The following is a 17423-nucleotide window of genomic DNA, read 5'->3' as shown; positions in this document are numbered from 1 at the left end:
TTGTTGGGCACCATTACGACTGTACGTGGCGAAAAAGGCTACCGACGAGCATCGCGCCAAGTACCGACATGCCCGACAAAGGTACTGAGATAGCTACTACGGCCAATGCAACGAAGAAAGAAAAACCGCCGAAAACGTTACCGATAATTAGTGTTTTGAACGGACCGAGGATGGCGCCACAGCCCAATACGAAAAATGCCAAACACTTAACTGCAATTTCGACGCCATCGTCAGCGTATATAAGAGGCCCGTTTTTTACTCTGTAGACATAGCCGCCGATCAAGGCCACAGAGATAGCGGCCAGTCTGGCCATGGACTCTGCCGACTTAGGGTCGGACAAATATATTGCTGATAAAGCTGCCACCAATATCGCGGCTGAAACACACACGCCCCAAAGCAAGCCCTTGAAGGAAGGTTCTCATTGTGCCCAACGCCCAAGCTCAGTTGCCGGCCGAAGCGCGGCAGCGCTTTGGGCGGTCAACTGCAGCGACCTGTTGGGTGACACGAGCTTCACTGCCAGTACAACTCACTGGTTATCTTTCTTGACTCCGGATCGTACCGAAGCGTTCTACTCTTTCCGCCGGGGTTCCCCACTGCTGCCTGCTCCGGTTCAAACGCAGTAACGTGCCACAACGGCAACTCAACCTCTCCTGAATCTTCAGAAATTTCGCCAACGTAGAAGTCAGCCGGGTCGTTACCATTCTTCGCCAAGTACTCCCGAGCAGTCAGCACTGCAGGCAAGAAGCGCGCTGGAAATGACGTCACATCATCAAGCGGCTTAGCCGTTACCGATGCCGGAGTTATTGAATGTGGCTGCCATAGATCGTTGCGCGCCCCACATCCGCTAATTAACGCGGTCGATAACATGAGGACTACTAGCTTCATACGAATAGTACCCAACGCCACCCAGTTAAGCGGCGTCAGGCACAGACCCGCAGATGGCACGTGCTACCTGAGTATTGCCGCACATAAAAAAATCCGTGAAGTAAGTAACGTCCGCTTCAACGGGCTGTTAGACGACACTGAACGACTCCCGCATAGCTAGCGTCGAAATAAGCAGATAAAGGCGCGAAAGTCCGCGGACCGAAGTGGCTGCGTGATGTCGCATGAACTTCGTTATGCGCCAGCTCGCTGTCACTTCGTAAATATCATGCTTTTTCGGCTTTTTCTACCCTAAATTCGTCGATATAGCCCCTTAACCCGAGTGTTGTTTAACGCCAAGTATACGGACGAAGCTAGGTATAGCGATTACACCTGTTTTCGCATAGCAATACGTGGCTATCTATTGTTCAAACACTTACAGCTTGTAGTTATCGAAAAGCGGAATACCGATTTTTCGATTAGGTTTTAACGCGTACGACCGGCGTTCCCCGCTGTTCGCTTAAAGCATCTCAGAATCGATGAACATAAAAAAGCCCGCACGAAGCGGGCTTTCAATAGACGGTTAATCAACCAGTGCCAGTCAATCGTCGCCCTGATCCGTAACCGCCCCCTTCGAAGCCGTCCCAACCAACCGCGCATACTTGGCCAACACACCCCGAGTCGCATTCGGCGGCTTGGGCTGCCAAGCGTTGCGGCGGTCGGCGAGTTCTTCGTCGCTGACGTGCAGGTGCAGTTTGCGTTCGTGGGCGTCGATGGTGATGGTGTCGCCTTCCTGCACCAGGGCGATATTGCCGCCGACGGCGGCTTCCGGGGCGACGTGGCCGACGACCATGCCGTAGGTGCCGCCGGAGAAACGCCCGTCGGTGATCAGGCCGACTTCTTCGCCGAGTCCACGGCCGACAATCGCCGAGGTCGGCGAGAGCATTTCGCGCATGCCCGGGCCGCCTTTGGGGCCTTCGTAGCGGATGACGACGACATCGCCGGAGACGATCTTTTCGTCGACGATCGCCTGCATGGCTTCTTCTTCGGAGTCGAACACGCGGGCGGGGCCGGTGATGGCCGGGTTCTTGAGGCCTGTGATCTTGGCGACACCGCCCTCTTCGGCCAGATTGCCTTTCAGGATGGCCAGATGGCCGGACTTATACAGTGCCTCTTCCATCGGCAGGATGACTTTCTGGCTCTTCGGCGGTTCGTCCGGCACGTCGGCCAGGGGTTCGGCCAGCGTTTCGCCGGTGATCGTCAGGCAATCGCCGTGCAGCAGGCCGGCGTTGAGCAGCATCTTGAGCACCTGCGGGATGCCGCCGGCGGCGTGTAGCTGGGTGACCACGAAACGCCCGGAGGGCTTGAGGTCGCAGAACACCGGCACCTTGGCACGGATGCGCTCGAAGTCGTCGATGGTGAGGTTCACGTCCGCGGCCTGGGCGATGGCCAGCAGATGCAGCACGGCGTTGGTGGAGCCGCCCACGGCCATGATCAGGGTGATGGCGTTCTCGAAGGCCTCGAACGTGAGCAGGTCACGCGGCTTGATGTCCTTCTCGATGGCCTGAATGAGCACTTCCGCCGAGCGGGCAGCGCTTTCGGCCTTTTCTTCGTCTTCCGCCGCCATCGTGGAGGAATACGGCAGGCTCATGCCCATGGCCTCGAAGGCGCTGGACATGGTGTTGGCGGTGAACATGCCGCCACAGGAACCGGCGCCCGGGCAGGCGTTGCATTCAACCGTCTTGACGCGTTCGTCGTCGATCTTGCCGGCGACGCGCTGGCCGACGGCTTCGAAAACGGAGACCACGGTGAGGTCTTCGCCGAAGGCATGGCCGGGCTTGATGGTGCCGCCATAGACAAAGATGGCGGGCACGTTCATGCGGGCGATGCCGATCATGGCACCCGGCATGTTCTTGTCGCAGCCGCCGAGGGCCATGACGCCGTCCATGGATTCGCCCTGCACAGCGGTTTCGATGACGTCGGCGATCACTTCGCGGGAGACCAGCGAATACTTCATGCCCGGCGTGCCCATGGAGATGCCGTCGGACACGGTCACGGTGCCGAACATCTGCGACTTGGCGCCGCCGTTTTCGAGCGCGCCTTCGGCCCGCTTGGCGAGATCGTTCAGGCCCATATTGCAGGGCGTGATGGTCGAGTAGCCGTTGGCGATGCCTACGATGGGCTTGTTGAAGTCCTCGTCGGTATAGCCCATCGCGCGCAGCATGGCGCGGTTGGGTGCACGCGAGGTGCCCTGGGTGACGACGTGACTGCGGCGCTGTTTCGGCGTGTCCTCGGCCATGATGTGTTCTCGTGGTGGGTCTGAAAAGTCGTGTGTTTGTTCATCTCGGGCGTGGCCTGCGCACCGCCCGGGCTCGCGGCCCGGCGGGCCATGCTCTGGCCCTGCCCGTGATCGAGCCGGCTAGTATGCCGCGACCCGTGCAGTACACACAAAAAAAGGCGCGGCCTGAAAAGACCGCGCCTTCGTTTGCCTGCCGAAAAAGGGGGTTACTTGTTCGGCTGCTTGGTCATGCGCAGGTAGGGCTTGAGCTCGTTCCAACCGGCCGGGAAGAGCTTCTCGGCTTCCTCGTTGGACAGCGCGGGCGAGACGATCACGTCGTCGCCGTCCTGCCAGTTCGCCGGCGTGGTGACCTTGTAGTTGTCGGTGAGCTGCAGCGAATCGATCACGCGCAGGATTTCGTCGAAGTTACGGCCGGCGCTCTTCGGGTAGGTGAGCGTCATGCGGATCTTCTTGTTCGGGTCGATAATGAACACCGAACGCACCGTCGACGTATCACCTTCGCCGGGGTGAATCATGTCGTAGAGCTGAGCCACCTTGCGGTCGGTATCGCCGATGATCGGGAAGTTGACCGCATTACCCTGGGTTTCCTGGATATCGTTGGACCAGGCCTTGTGGTCCTCGACCGAGTCCACGGATACCACGATCGCTTTCACGTTGCGCTTGGCAAAGCGTTCCGTCAGGCCGCCCACGGCGCCCAGCTCGGTGGTGCAGACCGGGGTGAAGTCGGCGGGATGCGACATGAGCATGCCCCAGCTGTCGCCCAGCCATTCGTGGAAGTTGATCTTGCCTTCGGTCGTGTCGGCATTGAAATCGGGTGCGGTATCGCCCAGTCGCAAACTCATGTCGAATACTCCGTTCGTTGTTGTGGCGCGACTATAACAGTGCCATTCGCGGCCACTAAATAACTTTCACTTAGGTTTTTATTCTGGGGCCGGGTTCGCCGTGGACAAGACCGCCGTGTGATCGCGCAACGCCTCGCAAACTTCTAGAATGCGGGCCATGAACGAAACGCGACATTCCGCCGACGCCCGTATGGTCTATGTGACCTGCCCGGATATCGACACCGCCCGCCGTATTGCCAGCGCCGTGGTCGAACACTTCGAAGCTGCCTGCGTGAATATCGTGCCGGGGCTGGAATCGGTCTATCGCTGGCAGGGCCAGATCGAAATCGATAGCGAACTGCTGTTGCTCATAAAGACCCGCGCCGAACAGTTGCCGGCAATCCAGGCGCGCGTGGCCGCCCTGCACCCGGACGATGTGCCCGAGCTGGTCGCCGTACCCCTGGTCGAGGGCTCGGCGGCCTATCTCGACTGGCTCGACGAGCAGACCCGCCCCCAGTGAACGCCGCGTTGGATACAGCCCGGCCAGCGCATCGGCGATGGCTTTGGCAGGCGCTGGCGCTCTGCCTGCTCGCCCTGGCCAGCCTCGCCAGCGTGAGCGCCTCCGCCGCGAGCGACTTTCTGCCGGTAGACGAAGCCTTTGCCCCCACGGCGACGCGCACCGCCGAGGGCGATGTGGCCGTGACCTGGCAGATTGCCGACGCCTATTACCTGTATCGCCACGCCTTCGATTTCGAACTGGTCGACGCCGGTCCGTCGACCCTGGGCGAGGCCCAGGTTCCGGACGGCGAGAAACATACCGACGAGTTCTTCGGCCCGGTCGAAACGTATCGCGACCGTATACGAGTGGTGTTGCCGGTGGCCCGCGATACGACGCTTGCCGACGACGCGCGTATTCGCGTGACCTATCAGGGCTGCGCGGACGCCGGCCTGTGCTATCCGCCGCAGACGAAAACGCTGACGATTGGCACGGCGCCTGTCGGCGACGCGGCAGATACAAACGACACGGGAACGGCCGCAAGCAATAGCGGCTTTCTCACCCAGCAGGACGATCTGGCCGGCCGGCTCGCCCGTGCCGGCACGCTGCCTACGCTGGGGCTGTTCTTCCTGTTCGGCCTGCTGCTGGCGTTCACGCCCTGCATTCTGCCGATGATCCCGATTCTGTCGGGGTTGATCGTCGGCGCCCAGGCGACGCCGGCCCGGGCGTTCGCGCTGTCGCTGGCCTATGTACTGGCCATGGCCGCGGCCTATACCGTATTCGGCGTAATCGCCGGCTATTTTGGCGCCAACCTCCAGGCCGCGCTGCAGATGCCGGCGGTGCTCATTCCTTTCGCCGTGGTGTTCGTGCTGCTTGCCCTGGCAGCCTTCGGCCTGTTCCAGCTGCAAATGCCGGCGCCGATCCGCCAGCGTGCCAGCGCCATCGGCGCCCGCCGTGGTGGCATCGCCGGCGCGTCGCTGATGGGCTTTTTCTCGGCCCTGATCGCCGGGCCCTGTCTGGCGCCGCCGCTGGTGGGTGCGCTGCTTTATATTTCCAGCAGCGGCGACATGCTGCTGGGCGGTGCCGCGCTGTTCATGCTCGGCCTGGGCATGGGGGTACCGCTGATCGCGATTGGCGTGTTCGGCGCCCGGCTCATGCCCCATGTCGGCGCCTGGATGAAGGAAGTCCAGATCCTGTCCGGCGTGATCCTGCTGGCCGTTGCCCTCTGGCTGCTCACCCGTATTCTGCCCAACCCGGTCAGCCTGGCCGGCTGGGGTCTGCTGGCCCTAGGCTATGGCAGCTATCTGTCCACGCTGGACCCGGCCGCGCGTGCCGGGCGTGCCGTTCTGCGCGGCGTGGTCTTCCTGCTGTTCATTTATGCCGGGGCGGCCACGGTGGGCGTACTGGCCGGCGCGAAAAACGCGACCGCCGTGCGCCCCCTCGCGCCGCTGACTACGGGCCCGGCCGCTGCCGGCAGCCCAACGCAAGACGATACGAGCTCCCCCTTCACCCGCGTGGCCGATCTCGACCAGCTTCAGGCCGCGCTCGCCAACGCCCGCGAAAACGACCGGGCCGCAGTGGTGGATTTCTATGCCGACTGGTGCGTGGAGTGCGTACAGATGGAGCATGGCCTGTTCGCCGAGCCGGATGTGCGCGAAGCGCTTTCGAATGTTGTGGCCCTGCAGGTGGACGTCACCGATTACGACGGCGCCGACCGCGCGCTCATGCGCGAGCTGGACGTATTCGGCCCGCCCACGGTGCTGTTCTATCGCCCCGACGGCAGCGAAGCCGACGACCAGCGCCTGATCGGCACCATTGACCCGGCCGGCTTCATCGATCGTCTGAACCGCCTGGAGCGTTCGCCATGACTCGTCGCACCGCCAATATCCTGGGCGTGGTCGTGCTGGTCGCCGTGGCAGCCGCGGCCGCGCTGCTCTACGGGTACAGCGCCGAGGACACGCCGCACCGTGCCGACTTCAGCCTCACCGATCTGCAGGGACAGCCGCATGCCATGGCCGACTATGACGGCCAGGTGGTGGTGCTCAACTTCTGGGCCAGCTGGTGCAAACCCTGTCGCGAAGAAGTGCCCATGCTTATCGACGCCCAGCGCGAATATGGCGATCGGGGCCTTCAGATTCTGGGTATTGCCGTCGATACAGCGGACGCCGCGGGCGAATTCGCCGAGCGCTACGACATCAACTATCCGGTGCTGGCGGATGCCACCGAAGGCGCCCGCATCCAGGATCGCTATACCGCCGCCGATGCGCCGGCCGGGGTGCTGCCGTTCACGGCCATCGTCGATCGGGATGGCAAAGTCGTTGCCCGTATCGCCGGTGCGCTGGGTCATGCGCGATTGTCCGATATCGTGCAGCCATTGCTCGAAAAAAGGGCATCTGCCACCAAAGACTGAGCCAGTGCCCCGAATGGCGCGAAACAGCCGCAACGATGCGGCCCGGCTGGGGTGAACGTCGCCGAATTACCGACAATACGGCAGCGAACGGTCGCGAAAACACTTTCTTTTCGGTTGTAACGCCAATTTCCTTGGGGCAGACTCCAGCCATCGCCAGACACGGACGGCCTGCGTGGCTCATTTTCTGCTGCTCAATGGACCCAACCTGAACCTGCTCGGCACCCGCGAGCCGGCGGTCTACGGCCACGACACGCTCGCCGATATCGAGCAGCGCCTGGCAGCACGCGCCAGCAAGCACGGCCATAGCCTGGCCAGTTTTCAGTCCAACAGCGAAGGCGACCTGATCGATCGCATTCACGCCGCCCGCGATGAAAACGTCGCCTGCGTGCTGTTCAACCCCGGCGCGTTCACGCATACGAGCATCGCGCTGCGAGACGCGCTGCTGGGCACCCAGCTGGCCTGTATCGAAATCCATCTATCCAACACCGCGCAACGCGAAGCGTTTCGCCACCATTCCTATATCGCCGATATCGCGATCGGCACCATCACCGGTTTTGGCGCGCAGGGCTACAGCCTGGCCCTGGATGCTGCGATGGCGCGCGCCGCCGAGGCCACCGAGGAGAAATAGCCCCCCATGGATATCCGCAAACTGAAAAAGCTCATCGAGCTGGTCGAGGATTCGGGCATCGCCGAACTCGAGATCACCGAAGGCGAAGAATCCGTTCGTATCGGCCGCTATCCGGCGCCGGGCAGCATGCCGGCCGCCCCGCCGCAGCCGATGGCGCCGGCCGCCCCGGCGCCCGCCGCCGCCGCGACAAGCGCTGGCAGCGACGCCGGCAGCGCCGAGGAAGAAGACGATACGCCGGAAGGCCATATCGTGCGCTCGCCCATGGTGGGCACCTTCTATCGCGCACCGGCGCCGGACGCCAAGCCGTTCGTGGACGTGGGCGACAAGATCGGGCCCAGCGATACGCTGTGCATCATCGAAGCCATGAAGATGCTCAACCAGATCGAGGCGGAAGTTTCGGGTGAAGTCAGCGCCGTGCTCGTCGAAAACGGCCAGCCGGTCGAATTCGATCAGCCGCTGTTCGTCGTCAAGTAAGGGGGCGCCCATGTTAGGCAAAGTCCTCATCGCCAATCGCGGCGAGATCGCGCTGCGTATTCTGCGCGCCTGCCGCGAACTCGACGTGCCCGTGGTCGCGGCCTATTCCACCGCCGACCGCGAACAAAAGCATGTGCTGCTCGCCGAGGAAGCCGTGTGTATCGGCCCGGCGGAAAGCGCCAAGAGCTATCTGAACATGGCCGCGCTCATGAGCACGGCCGAAGTGGCCGGCGCGAGCGCCATTCATCCCGGCTACGGCTTTCTGTCCGAAAACGCGGATTTCGCGGAAAGCGTGGAGCAGTCCGGCTTCACCTTCATCGGCCCGCGTGCCGAAACCATCCGCCTGATGGGCGACAAGACCTCGGCCATTCAGGAAATGCAGGCCGCGGGCGTGCCCTGTGTGCCCGGCTCCGGCGCGCCGCTGACCGCCGACGACGCCGCCAACCGCAAGCTGGCCCAGAAGATCGGTTTTCCGGTCATCATCAAGGCCGCCGGCGGCGGCGGCGGGCGCGGCATGCACGTGGTCTACGAGGCCAAGGCCCTGGCCGGCGCCATCGACATGGCCCGCCGCGAAGCCGCGAGCTTTTTCGGCAACCCGGCCGTCTACATGGAGAAATACCTCGAACTGCCCCGGCATATCGAGGTTCAGGTGCTGGCCGACAACCACGGCAATGCCATCCATCTGGGCGAGCGCGACTGCTCGCCCCAGCGCCGCCACCAGAAGGTGGTGGAAGAAGCGCCGGCGCCGGGCATCACCGCCGAAGAGCGGGCGCATATCGGCAAGCTGTGCGTGGATGCCTGCAAGCGCATCGGCTATCGCGGCGCCGGCACGTTCGAATTCCTCTACGAAAACGGCGAGTTCCATTTCATCGAAATGAACACCCGTATTCAGGTCGAGCATCCGGTGACCGAGATGATCACGGGCGTGGACCTGGTTGCCGAGCAGCTGCGTATCGCTGCCGGCCACGAGCTGCGCTACAAGCAGGAAGACATCGTCCTGCGCGGGCATGCCATCGAATGCCGCATCAACGCCGAGCACGCAGAAACCTTCGTGCCCTCGCCGGGCAAGATCCAGGCCTACCACGCGCCGGGCGGCCCGGGCATTCGCATGGATTCGCATATCTATGCCGGCTACAGCATTCCGCCCTACTACGATTCGCTCATCGGAAAGCTCATCGCCCATGGCGATACCCGCGAAGCCGCAGCCGCGCGTCTGGATATGGCACTTTCGGAGATGGTCGTGGAGGGCATCAACACCAACATCGCCCTGCACAAGCGCATCATCCACGATCCGGCCCATATCGCCGGCGGCGTATCGATCCACTGGCTGGAAAAGAAGCTCAAGGAAGAAAGCGGCCGTGGCTGACGCCCCCGTCGCATGGCTGCAGATTACGGTGGAAACGCCGCGGGCGTCGCTGGCCGAGGCGGTGTTCGAAAGCTTTGATGCCGAGGCGGTGACCGTGCTCGATGCCGGCGACGACATCACCGTGGAAAACACGCCCAACGAACAGCCGGCTTTTGTGGATTCGCGCATTACCGGCCTGTTCACCGACGGCACCCGTGCCGAGCCCATCGAAGCCGCTCTGCGCGAAGCGCTGGGCAACGAGGCAACCATTCGCACGGATCGCCTGGAAAACCAGGACTGGGCCAGCGCCTGGCTGGCCCAGCATCCGCCGATCCGCTTTGGCGAACGGCTGTGGATCGCGCCCCACAACGCCCCGGTCGAGGCCGATGATGAAGCCATCGTCGTGCGCCTGGACCCCGGCCTGGCTTTTGGGACCGGCACCCACCCGACCACGGCCCTGTGCCTGGCGTGGCTGGCCGAGGCCGATCTTGCCGGCAAGCACGTGCTCGACTATGGCTGCGGTTCGGGCATTCTCGCGGTGGCCGCAGCGCGCCTCGGTGCGGCCTCGGTCACGGCCGTGGATATCGACGACCAGGCGGTCAGGGCGACCCAGGAAAACGCCGAACGCAACGGCGTGCTCGAGCGTATCCAGACCCCGGCCCTCGATGGCATCGGCGAACGCCGCTTCGATATCGTGCTGGCGAACATTCTGGCCAAGCCCCTGATCGCCCTCGCCCCCACGCTGACCGCCCATGCCGCACCCGGTGCGCCGCTGGTGCTGTCGGGACTGCTCACGCGCCAGATCGAGGATGTGAAGAACGCCTACGATCGCGCATTCGAGTTCGCCGAACCGGCCGTGGAAGAGGACTGGGTACGCCTGAACGGCTGGCGCCACGGGGCTGGGTAACGAATAGCCGAAAGTCGTCTTTCTCTGGGCGGGAAATGCCGTTATAGTTTTGCGCCTTGTCCCGCCAGTGCGCCCGTTTCGAATGCCGAAGACCGACTCCGACGCTGCCAAGCCGCTCAGTCATTATGTCGGCGCCAGTCTCGATCGTTATTTCGAATCGCTCAACGGCTGCGCACCGCCGCGCGACCTGTACCAGATGGTGCTCGAACAGGTCGAAAAGCCGCTGCTCGAGCGCGTGCTCGACTACAGCCAGGGCAACCAGTCGCGGGCCGCGGAAATGCTGGGCATCAACCGCGGCACCCTGCGCAAGAAGCTGCGCAACTACGCCCTCGACCGCTAGACCGTCGCATCACGGCAAGAACGCTACCACCCGCATTGCGGGTGTTTTTATTTGAACCCAATACAAACCGTCTCACGGACAAAGGCTATCGTGACCGCAACCGAACACGCCCCCATCCGCCGCGCCCTGATCAGCGTTTCCGACAAGACCGGCGTGGCCGCCTTTGCCAAGGCGCTGGCCGATGAGCACGGTGTCGAAATCCTTTCGACCGGCGGTACCGCCCGCGTGCTGCGCGAAGCCGGCGTTGAGGTGGTCGATGTAGCCGCCCACACCGGCGCGCCGGAGATCATGGACGGGCGCGTGAAGACGCTGCACCCCAAGATCCATGGCGGCATTCTCGGCCGGCGCGGTCAGGACGACGAGGTGATGGCCGAACAGGGCATCGCGCCCATCGACCTGGTGGTGGTCAATCTCTACCCCTTCGAACAGACCGTGGCCGACCCGAACTGCCCGCGCGATCAGGCCATCGAGACGATCGATATCGGCGGCCCGGCCATGCTGCGTGCCGCGGCCAAGAACCACGCCTTCGTGACCCTGGTCGTGGATGCTGCGGACTACGACGCCGTACTGGATGATCTGAGTGCCCATGGCGGCACCCGGACCGCCACCCGCCGTCGTCTGGCTGCCAAGGGCTTCAACCATACCGCCGGCTACGACCGAGCCATCGCCGACTATCTGCAGGGCGACGAGAGCACGCCCGACAGCGAAGCCGAAGACGTGCTGCCGGCCCGCTTCGCGGCGACCTATACCAAGCGCCAGGATCTGCGCTACGGCGAGAACCCGCACCAGCGGGCGGCCCTCTACGCCGCCTCCAACCCGGTGGCCGCGAGCCTGGTGGATGCCCGCGTGTGCCAGGGCAAGGCGCTGTCCTACAACAACCTGGCTGATTCCGACGCGGCTCTGGCCTGCGTACGCGCCTTCGACCAGGCCCCGGCCTGCGTGATCGTCAAGCACGCCAACCCCTGTGGTGTAGCCGTCGGTCCCGACCTGAAGACCGCCTACGAGCGCGCCTTCGCCACCGACCCCACCTCGGCCTTTGGCGGCATCATCGCCTTCAACGAGGCCCTGGATGTAGACACGGCGAACCAGATTCTGGCCAACCAGTTCGCGGAAGTGATCATCGCCCCGCGTATCGACGACGCCGCGCTGGAGGCCTTCTCCAAGAAGAAGAATCTGCGCGTGATCGCCACCGGCGACTTCAAGGCCGGCGACACGCCGAAGCTGGCCATGCGCCAGATCGCCGGCGGGCTGCTGGTACAGGACGCCGATGCCCTGCTGTTCGACCGCGACAAGCTCGATGTGGTCACAAAGGCCCAGCCCGACGGCACCCAGCTACAGGACTTGCTGTTTGCCTGGCGAGTGGCCAAGTACGTGAAATCCAACGCCATCGTCTACGCCCGCGACGGGCGCACGATCGGCGTGGGCGCGGGGCAGATGAGCCGTGTGGATTCAGCCCGTATCGCCGGCATCAAGGCCCGCGATGCGGGGCTGGAAGTGGCCGGGTCGGTGATGGCATCGGATGCCTTCTTCCCCTTCCGCGACGGCCTGGACGCCGCCGCCGAAGCCGGCGTGAAGGCCGTGATCCAGCCCGGCGGCTCGATTCGCGACGACGAAGTGATCGCCGCCGCCGATGAAGCCGGCATTGCCATGGTCTTTACCGGCATTCGCCACTTTCATCACTAGGGCCGCTGCGGGCCGGGCGCAACACCCGGCCCGACTGCGCTGGATCGAGCCGATCGGGCGCTAGAAACGTCTCTGGGTAATTTTTCCCAAAAATTTGACGACTGGCTAACCCCCTGTAGTCAAAGCCTTGTGCCGCGACAGACGGCTTTCCGACGCGAATTTCGTGTTTGCGCCAATTAATTGGCGCGTGCTAACGGTTGCTTCCGACCGATCACAAATAAAACGACTCGGGCAAAACGACAAAAATGCCTCGAAGTTGTCGGAGGAGAACCCGATGCGCACGACCCTGTCTGCGGCGACGACGGCCGCCCTGGCTTTCTGTTTGTCATCCAGCCCGGCGCTGGCTGCCCTCGACGACGGCGTATTGGGCAAACTGCTCAATGCCGGTAAGCCGGATACGCCCGCACAGAGCGACTCCACCGATACGGCTTCGGCATCCGCGGACACTGCGTCTACGGCCAGACCCGCCGCCGCGCCACGCGGCGCCGAGGCGAACAACCTGCCGCCGCAGATCGGCGGTCGTTTCAGCGAACCCTTTGCCGAACCCACCCTCGTGGTCGACGGTAAAACGGTGGAAACCGACGAACGCTGCCTGACGCGCGAGGACGGCACGCTGAGCTGCAAGCCGGCGGCCGGCACGGTGGCCAATCTCGGCGACGGCCGCTTCGTCTATCTCAATGCCCTGGAAGGCACCGAGAACGTGGAGCTGTCGATCGTGGCCGAGTTCGGCGAGGTCACCGTCAACGATCAGTCGCGGGTACTCAGCCTGGGCGAAGGCGACACGCCGTCGTGGAAAAAACCCTCCCCGATCGACGGCGGCGCCAACCCGAAGGGCAACGACAGCGAAACCATCGCGCGCGGCCTGCCGGGTGTGCCCGACGGCATTCTGTCCACCGCCGACAACACCGCCAAGAACGACGGCGCCCTGTTCTGCGCGGACGTGGTATTCCTTGCCGATGGCAGCATGATGGCGGTAGGCGGGACCGACTACTACACCGAGCCCGGCGTGGACGGCCTGCCGGTGGGCGTGGTCGAACTCGAAGGGCTCAAGTCCTCGCGTATCTTCGACCCGCAAAGCAATACGTGGACGCAAAGCGGCGACATGACGTTCGGGCGCTGGTACCCCACCCTCGTGACCCTCGCCGACGGTGACGTGTTCGTGGCCAGCGGTGTCACCAAGCTGCTCAAGCCGGTGTATCCGGAACAGCCGTTGAACTCCGGGCGCAACGTCACGCAAACCGAAACCTACGACCTGGATACCGGGCGCTGGAGCGAGAACGGCGACGCCGCACAGCGCTCGCTGCCGCTGTTCCCGCGCCTGCACCTGCTGCCGAACGGCCAGGTCTATTACAACGCCGGCGGCCAGGCATTCAATCCGTTCGGCCAGGCCTACGATCAGGCACTTTGGAATATCGTGGCCGCCTACGATCCGGACACCCAGCAATGGACCGATCTGGGCTATGCCGGGCTGCCGCTCAAGTTCAATGAGATCGGACTCAAGGAACTGACCAGCACCCTCAACCCGACCAATCTGAACGGCAAACAGGTCACCAGCCTGCTTGGCGATCTGGTGGGCACGACCGTCAGCAATCCCGCGGCCGCAATCGAGCAACTGGCCGATACGCCGGTCGACGCCCGCACGCTGGAACGTACGATCGGCTCCGGCATGCGCGGTTCGACCTTCTCGGCCATGCTCCCGCTGCGCCCGGACGAAAACGGCGGCTACCACGAAGCCGAGTTCCTGACCGCCGGCGGTGTACCCACCTATGTCACCGTGGGCAGCCCCGGCGGCTACCTGCCGGTGTCGTCCTCGCGTATCGATACGGTCGAGGTCAACGGCGACGACATGCGCTATTCCTCGCGACTGACCGGACCGCTGAGCCGGCCGCGCTGGTACAGCTATTCCGTGATCATGCCTGACGACAGCGTCATGATCTTCTCCGGCGGCGATCGGGACGGCGTGGTGGTCCCCGGGGCGGAAGGCGCGATCCGCGAAGCCGAACGCTTCGATCCGCAGACCGAAACCTGGCAGGTGATGACGCGAGCGCATCGCAAGCGTACCTACCACAACACGGCGTTGCTGATGCCCGACGGGCGCGTGCTCGTCGGCGGCCATTCGCCGATCAACACGGCCTACGCATCGAACATCAACCTCGACAGTATCGGCCTGGCCAACTACGAAAGCCGCGACCCCTCCTTCGAGATCTATACCCCGCCCTACGCCATGCGCAGCGACCGGCCCGTGATCGAGAACGCGCCCGCCGACCTCGAAACCAACGGCGACACCTTCACCATGACGGTGAGCAACCTGGCCGTGGATCAGGTCATGCTCATTCGCCGTACGGCCACCACGCACCTGGTCGACGGCGATCAACGCGCGGTGGTGCTGCCGATCGTTTCGCGTAGTGGCAACGCGCTCACCGTACAGATGACGGCCAATCCGGCGGTACTGCCCGCGGGCCAGTACATGCTGTTCGCCAGCTTCGAAGCCGCCGACGGCAAACGCGTACCGTCGGTGTCGACGCCGGTGGGCGTGGCCCCGAACCCGGCCGGTCAGGGTGAGATCAATCAGCCCGAACCGGCGACCCCGGTTGCCGACGGCGATGACAGCGAAGGGCTGGTCGGCGGCCTGTTAGCCGGCGACGGCCTGCTGGGCAGCGGCCAGGCCGCAGACGACGTCTCGCCGATCATGCCGATCACCGATCTGCTGTCGGGCGTGACCAGCATCATTCCGGCACCGGGCGAGTTGATCGAGGGCGCGCCCGCGGTGGGAGAGGAACTCACCCAGGCCGGCAAGCGCGCCGCGGGTGTGGGCGTCGATACCGCCACGAGCCTGCCCGAAGCCGGAAAGGGCCTTGCCGAGGATCTCGGCGAAAGCGCCGGCAACAACGAGGCAGACGGCGAATGATGCGCCGTCTATCCATACGCCGGCTCGTTGCCACGAGCCGGCACTTTACCCTCCTGATACTTCTGGGCGCGAGCGCGCTGGCCCACGGCCATGCCGGGCATTCCGGCAACGAAGACGACGCCACCGTGCGTGCCGTGCTCGACCCGCTGCCGGCCGAGCTCGAGGGCGTACGGGTACAGCTGCGTCGTACCCTCGCCCCGCAGCTGCTCGTGGCCAATCCGGGTGAGCGGCCGCTGACGATATTGGATGACAACGGGCGTGCGTTTCTGCGCATCGGCGGCGGCGTTGTCGAAGCCGACCTGGGCGCCGCGGCGTTTCACCGCAGCAATACGCTCATGGCGCCGGGCACCTTCTCTGCCGATGCCTCCCGGGCACCGAACTGGCAGGAGGTCGAACCGGCCGCGAACTGGGGCTGGTTCGATCTGCGTCTGCGCACCGACACCGTCGCCGTAGCGGACACCGTTCGCCGGGAAGGCAAGAGCGCCGACGTCGGCGAATGGCGCATCCCCGTGCAATATGGCGATACACGCAGCGCCATCAGCGGCCGTTTTCAGTTCGTGCCCGAACCCACCGGCATTCCGGAGGCCCGTGTGACGAACGCATTGGCCTCGAACGTTGTGGTGCGCGCCATGAACGGCAGCGCGCGTGCCGGGCTGTTCCTGTCCTATGCCGGCGACGCGGCGCTGGTGGTGCACGGCGCCGACGCCGAGCCCATGCTGCGCTTCGACGAGCGCGGCGTGGCGGTGAACCGGCATAGCACGACCTGGCAGCAGGCCGCGCCTGCCGGCGCGCCCGGCTACGAGGCGGGCAATGGCGTGAGTTGGGCCGAGGTTTCGAGCCAGCCACGCTATGGCTGGGTCGATCCTCGTATCGGCCACCTCGGTGAGGTCGAGTCCGATGACAATGACAACGTGATCAAGCGCTGGTCGATCCCGGTGACGATAGGCGAACGCGAGGATGCGATCGAAGGCGTCACCGAATGGAAGCCGGTGGCGCCGATCGCCCGAGCGCCGTGAACGCCGGGCGCCTCGCCATCGCGGCATCACTGGCACTGACAATGAGCGCGGTCGCAGATGCCGGCGCCAAGACAGTCGAAGTGCATCGCCTCAGCCACGATGGGCCGAGCGCATTCGTCGGCGTCGTAACGTTCTCCGACACTGAACACGGGCTGCTGGTAACGCCCGATCTTCACGATCTCGAACCGGCCGGCTTGCACGGCGCCCATATCCATAGCCATGCCGACTGCAGCGCCGCAGCGAAAGACGGGCACATGACGATAGGTGCCGCTGCCGGCGGCCATTACGACCCGCACGATACCGGCCGGCATGGCGGCCCCTACGGTCAGGGTCATCTCGGCGATCTGCCCAATCTCGCGGTCGAGCCCGGCGGTTCGGCGACCATTCCGGTTCTGGCGCCACGCCTGCGCGTCGCCGATCTCGCCGGGCGCTCGATCATGATCCACGCCGGCGCCGACCGCTACCAGCACCACGCGGCGTCGAACCACGCCCACGGCAAGGGCGGCGCACGCATGTACTGTGGCGTGATCGAATAGACGCGGGGCCGTTGCGTTACTGCCTGAGCTGGGGAACCGCTCGCGGGCGCAGCGACCTACAAGTCGAAGATAGTCAGGCCGGTAAGTGGTTCTCGCGGCGAGCCGTAGCCGACACGGCCGGCTGCTTGCGCCTGGCGCTCGCGCTCTACCCTGCCGCCGGCAGCAGCGTCACCACCACCTCGCGGTTATGCGGCGCGCTGCGGTGCTCGTAGAGATAAATGCCCTGCCAGGTGCCCAGGTTGAGCGCGCCGTCGGTGATCGGCACGGTCAGATCCATGCCGGTCAGAATGCTGCGAATATGGCCGGGCATGTCGTCGGGGCCTTCCATGTCGTGCACGAACATGGGGTCGCCATCGGTCACGGCCTTGGCCATCCAGCGTTCCACGTCTTCGCGCACATCCGGATCGGCGTTTTCGCAGATCATCAGTGACGCCGACGTGTGCCGAATGAATACATGGCATACGCCGGTCGCCACGCCCGCCTCGCGTACCACCGCGTTGACGTCTTCGGTGATATCCCGTGTCGAACGGCCGGGCGTCTGGAATGAAAGCGTGCGTTGCATGCGTTTAATCGTGGCGCCTTTCACCGGGATTACAAGGGCGTTGCACATGGGGCATTTTTTGTCCGCAGATCGACGAGACAACCACGTTCCGCAGCAATACGAGCAACGCAGGAAATCTACGGCCGCGGAATATTGTC

At 64.2% G+C, this 17423-nt stretch carries 16 protein-coding genes; 12 read left to right on the top strand and 4 right to left on the bottom strand.

Annotated features, from left to right (window positions below):
* Nucleotides 1-13: 13 nt before the first annotated feature.
* The 3 genes from C84B14_RS11190 to C84B14_RS11180 form a co-directional block, all read right to left on the bottom strand.
* A complete protein-coding gene (locus C84B14_RS11190; protein ID WP_353224112.1) occupies nt 14-313 on the bottom strand; it encodes a hypothetical protein in 300 nt (99 codons plus the stop codon).
* Nucleotides 314-1462: 1149 nt separating this feature from the next.
* On the bottom strand, nt 1463-3160 hold the full coding sequence (gene ilvD, locus C84B14_RS11185) for a dihydroxy-acid dehydratase (protein WP_353224110.1): 1698 nt from the start codon (nt 3158-3160) through the stop codon (nt 1463-1465).
* Nucleotides 3161-3366: 206 nt separating this feature from the next.
* Nucleotides 3367-4002: a peroxiredoxin gene (locus C84B14_RS11180; protein ID WP_353224108.1), complete on the bottom strand. Its 636-nt coding sequence runs from the start codon at nt 4000-4002 to the stop codon at nt 3367-3369.
* 157 nt (nt 4003-4159) lie between these two features.
* Here C84B14_RS11180 and cutA point away from each other — a divergent pair, with 157 nt between their 5' ends.
* The 12 genes from cutA (at nt 4160) to C84B14_RS11120 (ending at nt 16724) form a co-directional block, all read left to right on the top strand.
* A complete protein-coding gene (gene cutA / locus C84B14_RS11175; protein ID WP_353224106.1) occupies nt 4160-4501 on the top strand; it encodes a divalent-cation tolerance protein CutA in 342 nt (113 codons plus the stop codon).
* Nucleotides 4498-6345 carry a protein-disulfide reductase DsbD gene (gene dsbD, locus C84B14_RS11170; RefSeq protein ID WP_353224104.1) on the top strand — a complete coding sequence of 616 codons (1848 nt, stop codon included), beginning with the start codon at nt 4498-4500 and terminating at the stop codon, nt 6343-6345. The genes cutA and dsbD overlap by 4 nt, the downstream gene beginning before the upstream one ends.
* On the top strand, nt 6342-6887 hold the full coding sequence (locus C84B14_RS11165) for a TlpA family protein disulfide reductase (protein WP_353224102.1): 546 nt from the start codon (nt 6342-6344) through the stop codon (nt 6885-6887). The genes dsbD and C84B14_RS11165 overlap by 4 nt, the downstream gene beginning before the upstream one ends.
* 172 nt (nt 6888-7059) lie before the next feature.
* Nucleotides 7060-7515: a type II 3-dehydroquinate dehydratase gene (aroQ, locus tag C84B14_RS11160; RefSeq protein WP_353224100.1), complete on the top strand. Its 456-nt coding sequence runs from the start codon at nt 7060-7062 to the stop codon at nt 7513-7515.
* 6 nt (nt 7516-7521) lie between these two features.
* The gene (gene accB / locus C84B14_RS11155; protein ID WP_353224098.1) at nt 7522-7989 is read left to right on the top strand and encodes an acetyl-CoA carboxylase biotin carboxyl carrier protein; all 468 of its coding nucleotides are present in this window, start codon (nt 7522-7524) and stop codon (nt 7987-7989) included.
* Between the two features lie 10 nt (nt 7990-7999).
* The gene (accC, locus tag C84B14_RS11150; protein ID WP_353224096.1) at nt 8000-9355 is read left to right on the top strand and encodes an acetyl-CoA carboxylase biotin carboxylase subunit; all 1356 of its coding nucleotides are present in this window, start codon (nt 8000-8002) and stop codon (nt 9353-9355) included.
* Complete coding sequence (gene prmA / locus C84B14_RS11145; protein ID WP_353224094.1) at nt 9348-10241, top strand: 50S ribosomal protein L11 methyltransferase; 894 nt, start codon at nt 9348-9350, stop codon at nt 10239-10241. Before accC ends, prmA begins: the two co-directional genes overlap by 8 nt.
* A gap of 82 nt (nt 10242-10323) precedes the next feature.
* The gene (gene fis / locus C84B14_RS11140; protein ID WP_293627830.1) at nt 10324-10581 is read left to right on the top strand and encodes a DNA-binding transcriptional regulator Fis; all 258 of its coding nucleotides are present in this window, start codon (nt 10324-10326) and stop codon (nt 10579-10581) included.
* Nucleotides 10582-10671: 90 nt separating this feature from the next.
* On the top strand, nt 10672-12264 hold the full coding sequence (purH, locus tag C84B14_RS11135) for a bifunctional phosphoribosylaminoimidazolecarboxamide formyltransferase/IMP cyclohydrolase (RefSeq protein ID WP_293627828.1): 1593 nt from the start codon (nt 10672-10674) through the stop codon (nt 12262-12264).
* A gap of 274 nt (nt 12265-12538) precedes the next feature.
* Nucleotides 12539-15172, top strand: a complete 2634-nt coding sequence (locus C84B14_RS11130) for a galactose oxidase-like domain-containing protein (RefSeq protein ID WP_293627826.1) — start codon at nt 12539-12541, stop codon at nt 15170-15172.
* Nucleotides 15169-16188 carry a hypothetical protein gene (locus C84B14_RS11125; RefSeq protein WP_293627824.1) on the top strand — a complete coding sequence of 340 codons (1020 nt, stop codon included), beginning with the start codon at nt 15169-15171 and terminating at the stop codon, nt 16186-16188. The genes C84B14_RS11130 and C84B14_RS11125 overlap by 4 nt, the downstream gene beginning before the upstream one ends.
* A 41-nt stretch (nt 16189-16229) precedes the next feature.
* A complete protein-coding gene (locus C84B14_RS11120) occupies nt 16230-16724 on the top strand; it encodes a superoxide dismutase family protein (RefSeq protein WP_353224091.1) in 495 nt (164 codons plus the stop codon).
* Between the two features lie 145 nt (nt 16725-16869).
* On the opposite strand, the gene C84B14_RS11115 is transcribed toward C84B14_RS11120, so the two are convergent.
* Nucleotides 16870-17286, bottom strand: coding sequence for a secondary thiamine-phosphate synthase enzyme YjbQ (locus C84B14_RS11115; RefSeq protein WP_293627820.1), 417 nt, complete (start codon nt 17284-17286; stop codon nt 16870-16872).
* Nucleotides 17287-17423 lie beyond the last annotated feature (137 nt).

Origin of the sequence: Salinisphaera sp. C84B14 (assembly GCF_040361435.1) — a bacterium.
Taxonomy (GTDB): domain Bacteria; phylum Pseudomonadota; class Gammaproteobacteria; order Nevskiales; family Salinisphaeraceae; genus Salinisphaera.
Note: the sequence above shows the minus strand (reverse complement) of the source record. Positions and strands in the feature narration are given on the sequence as shown.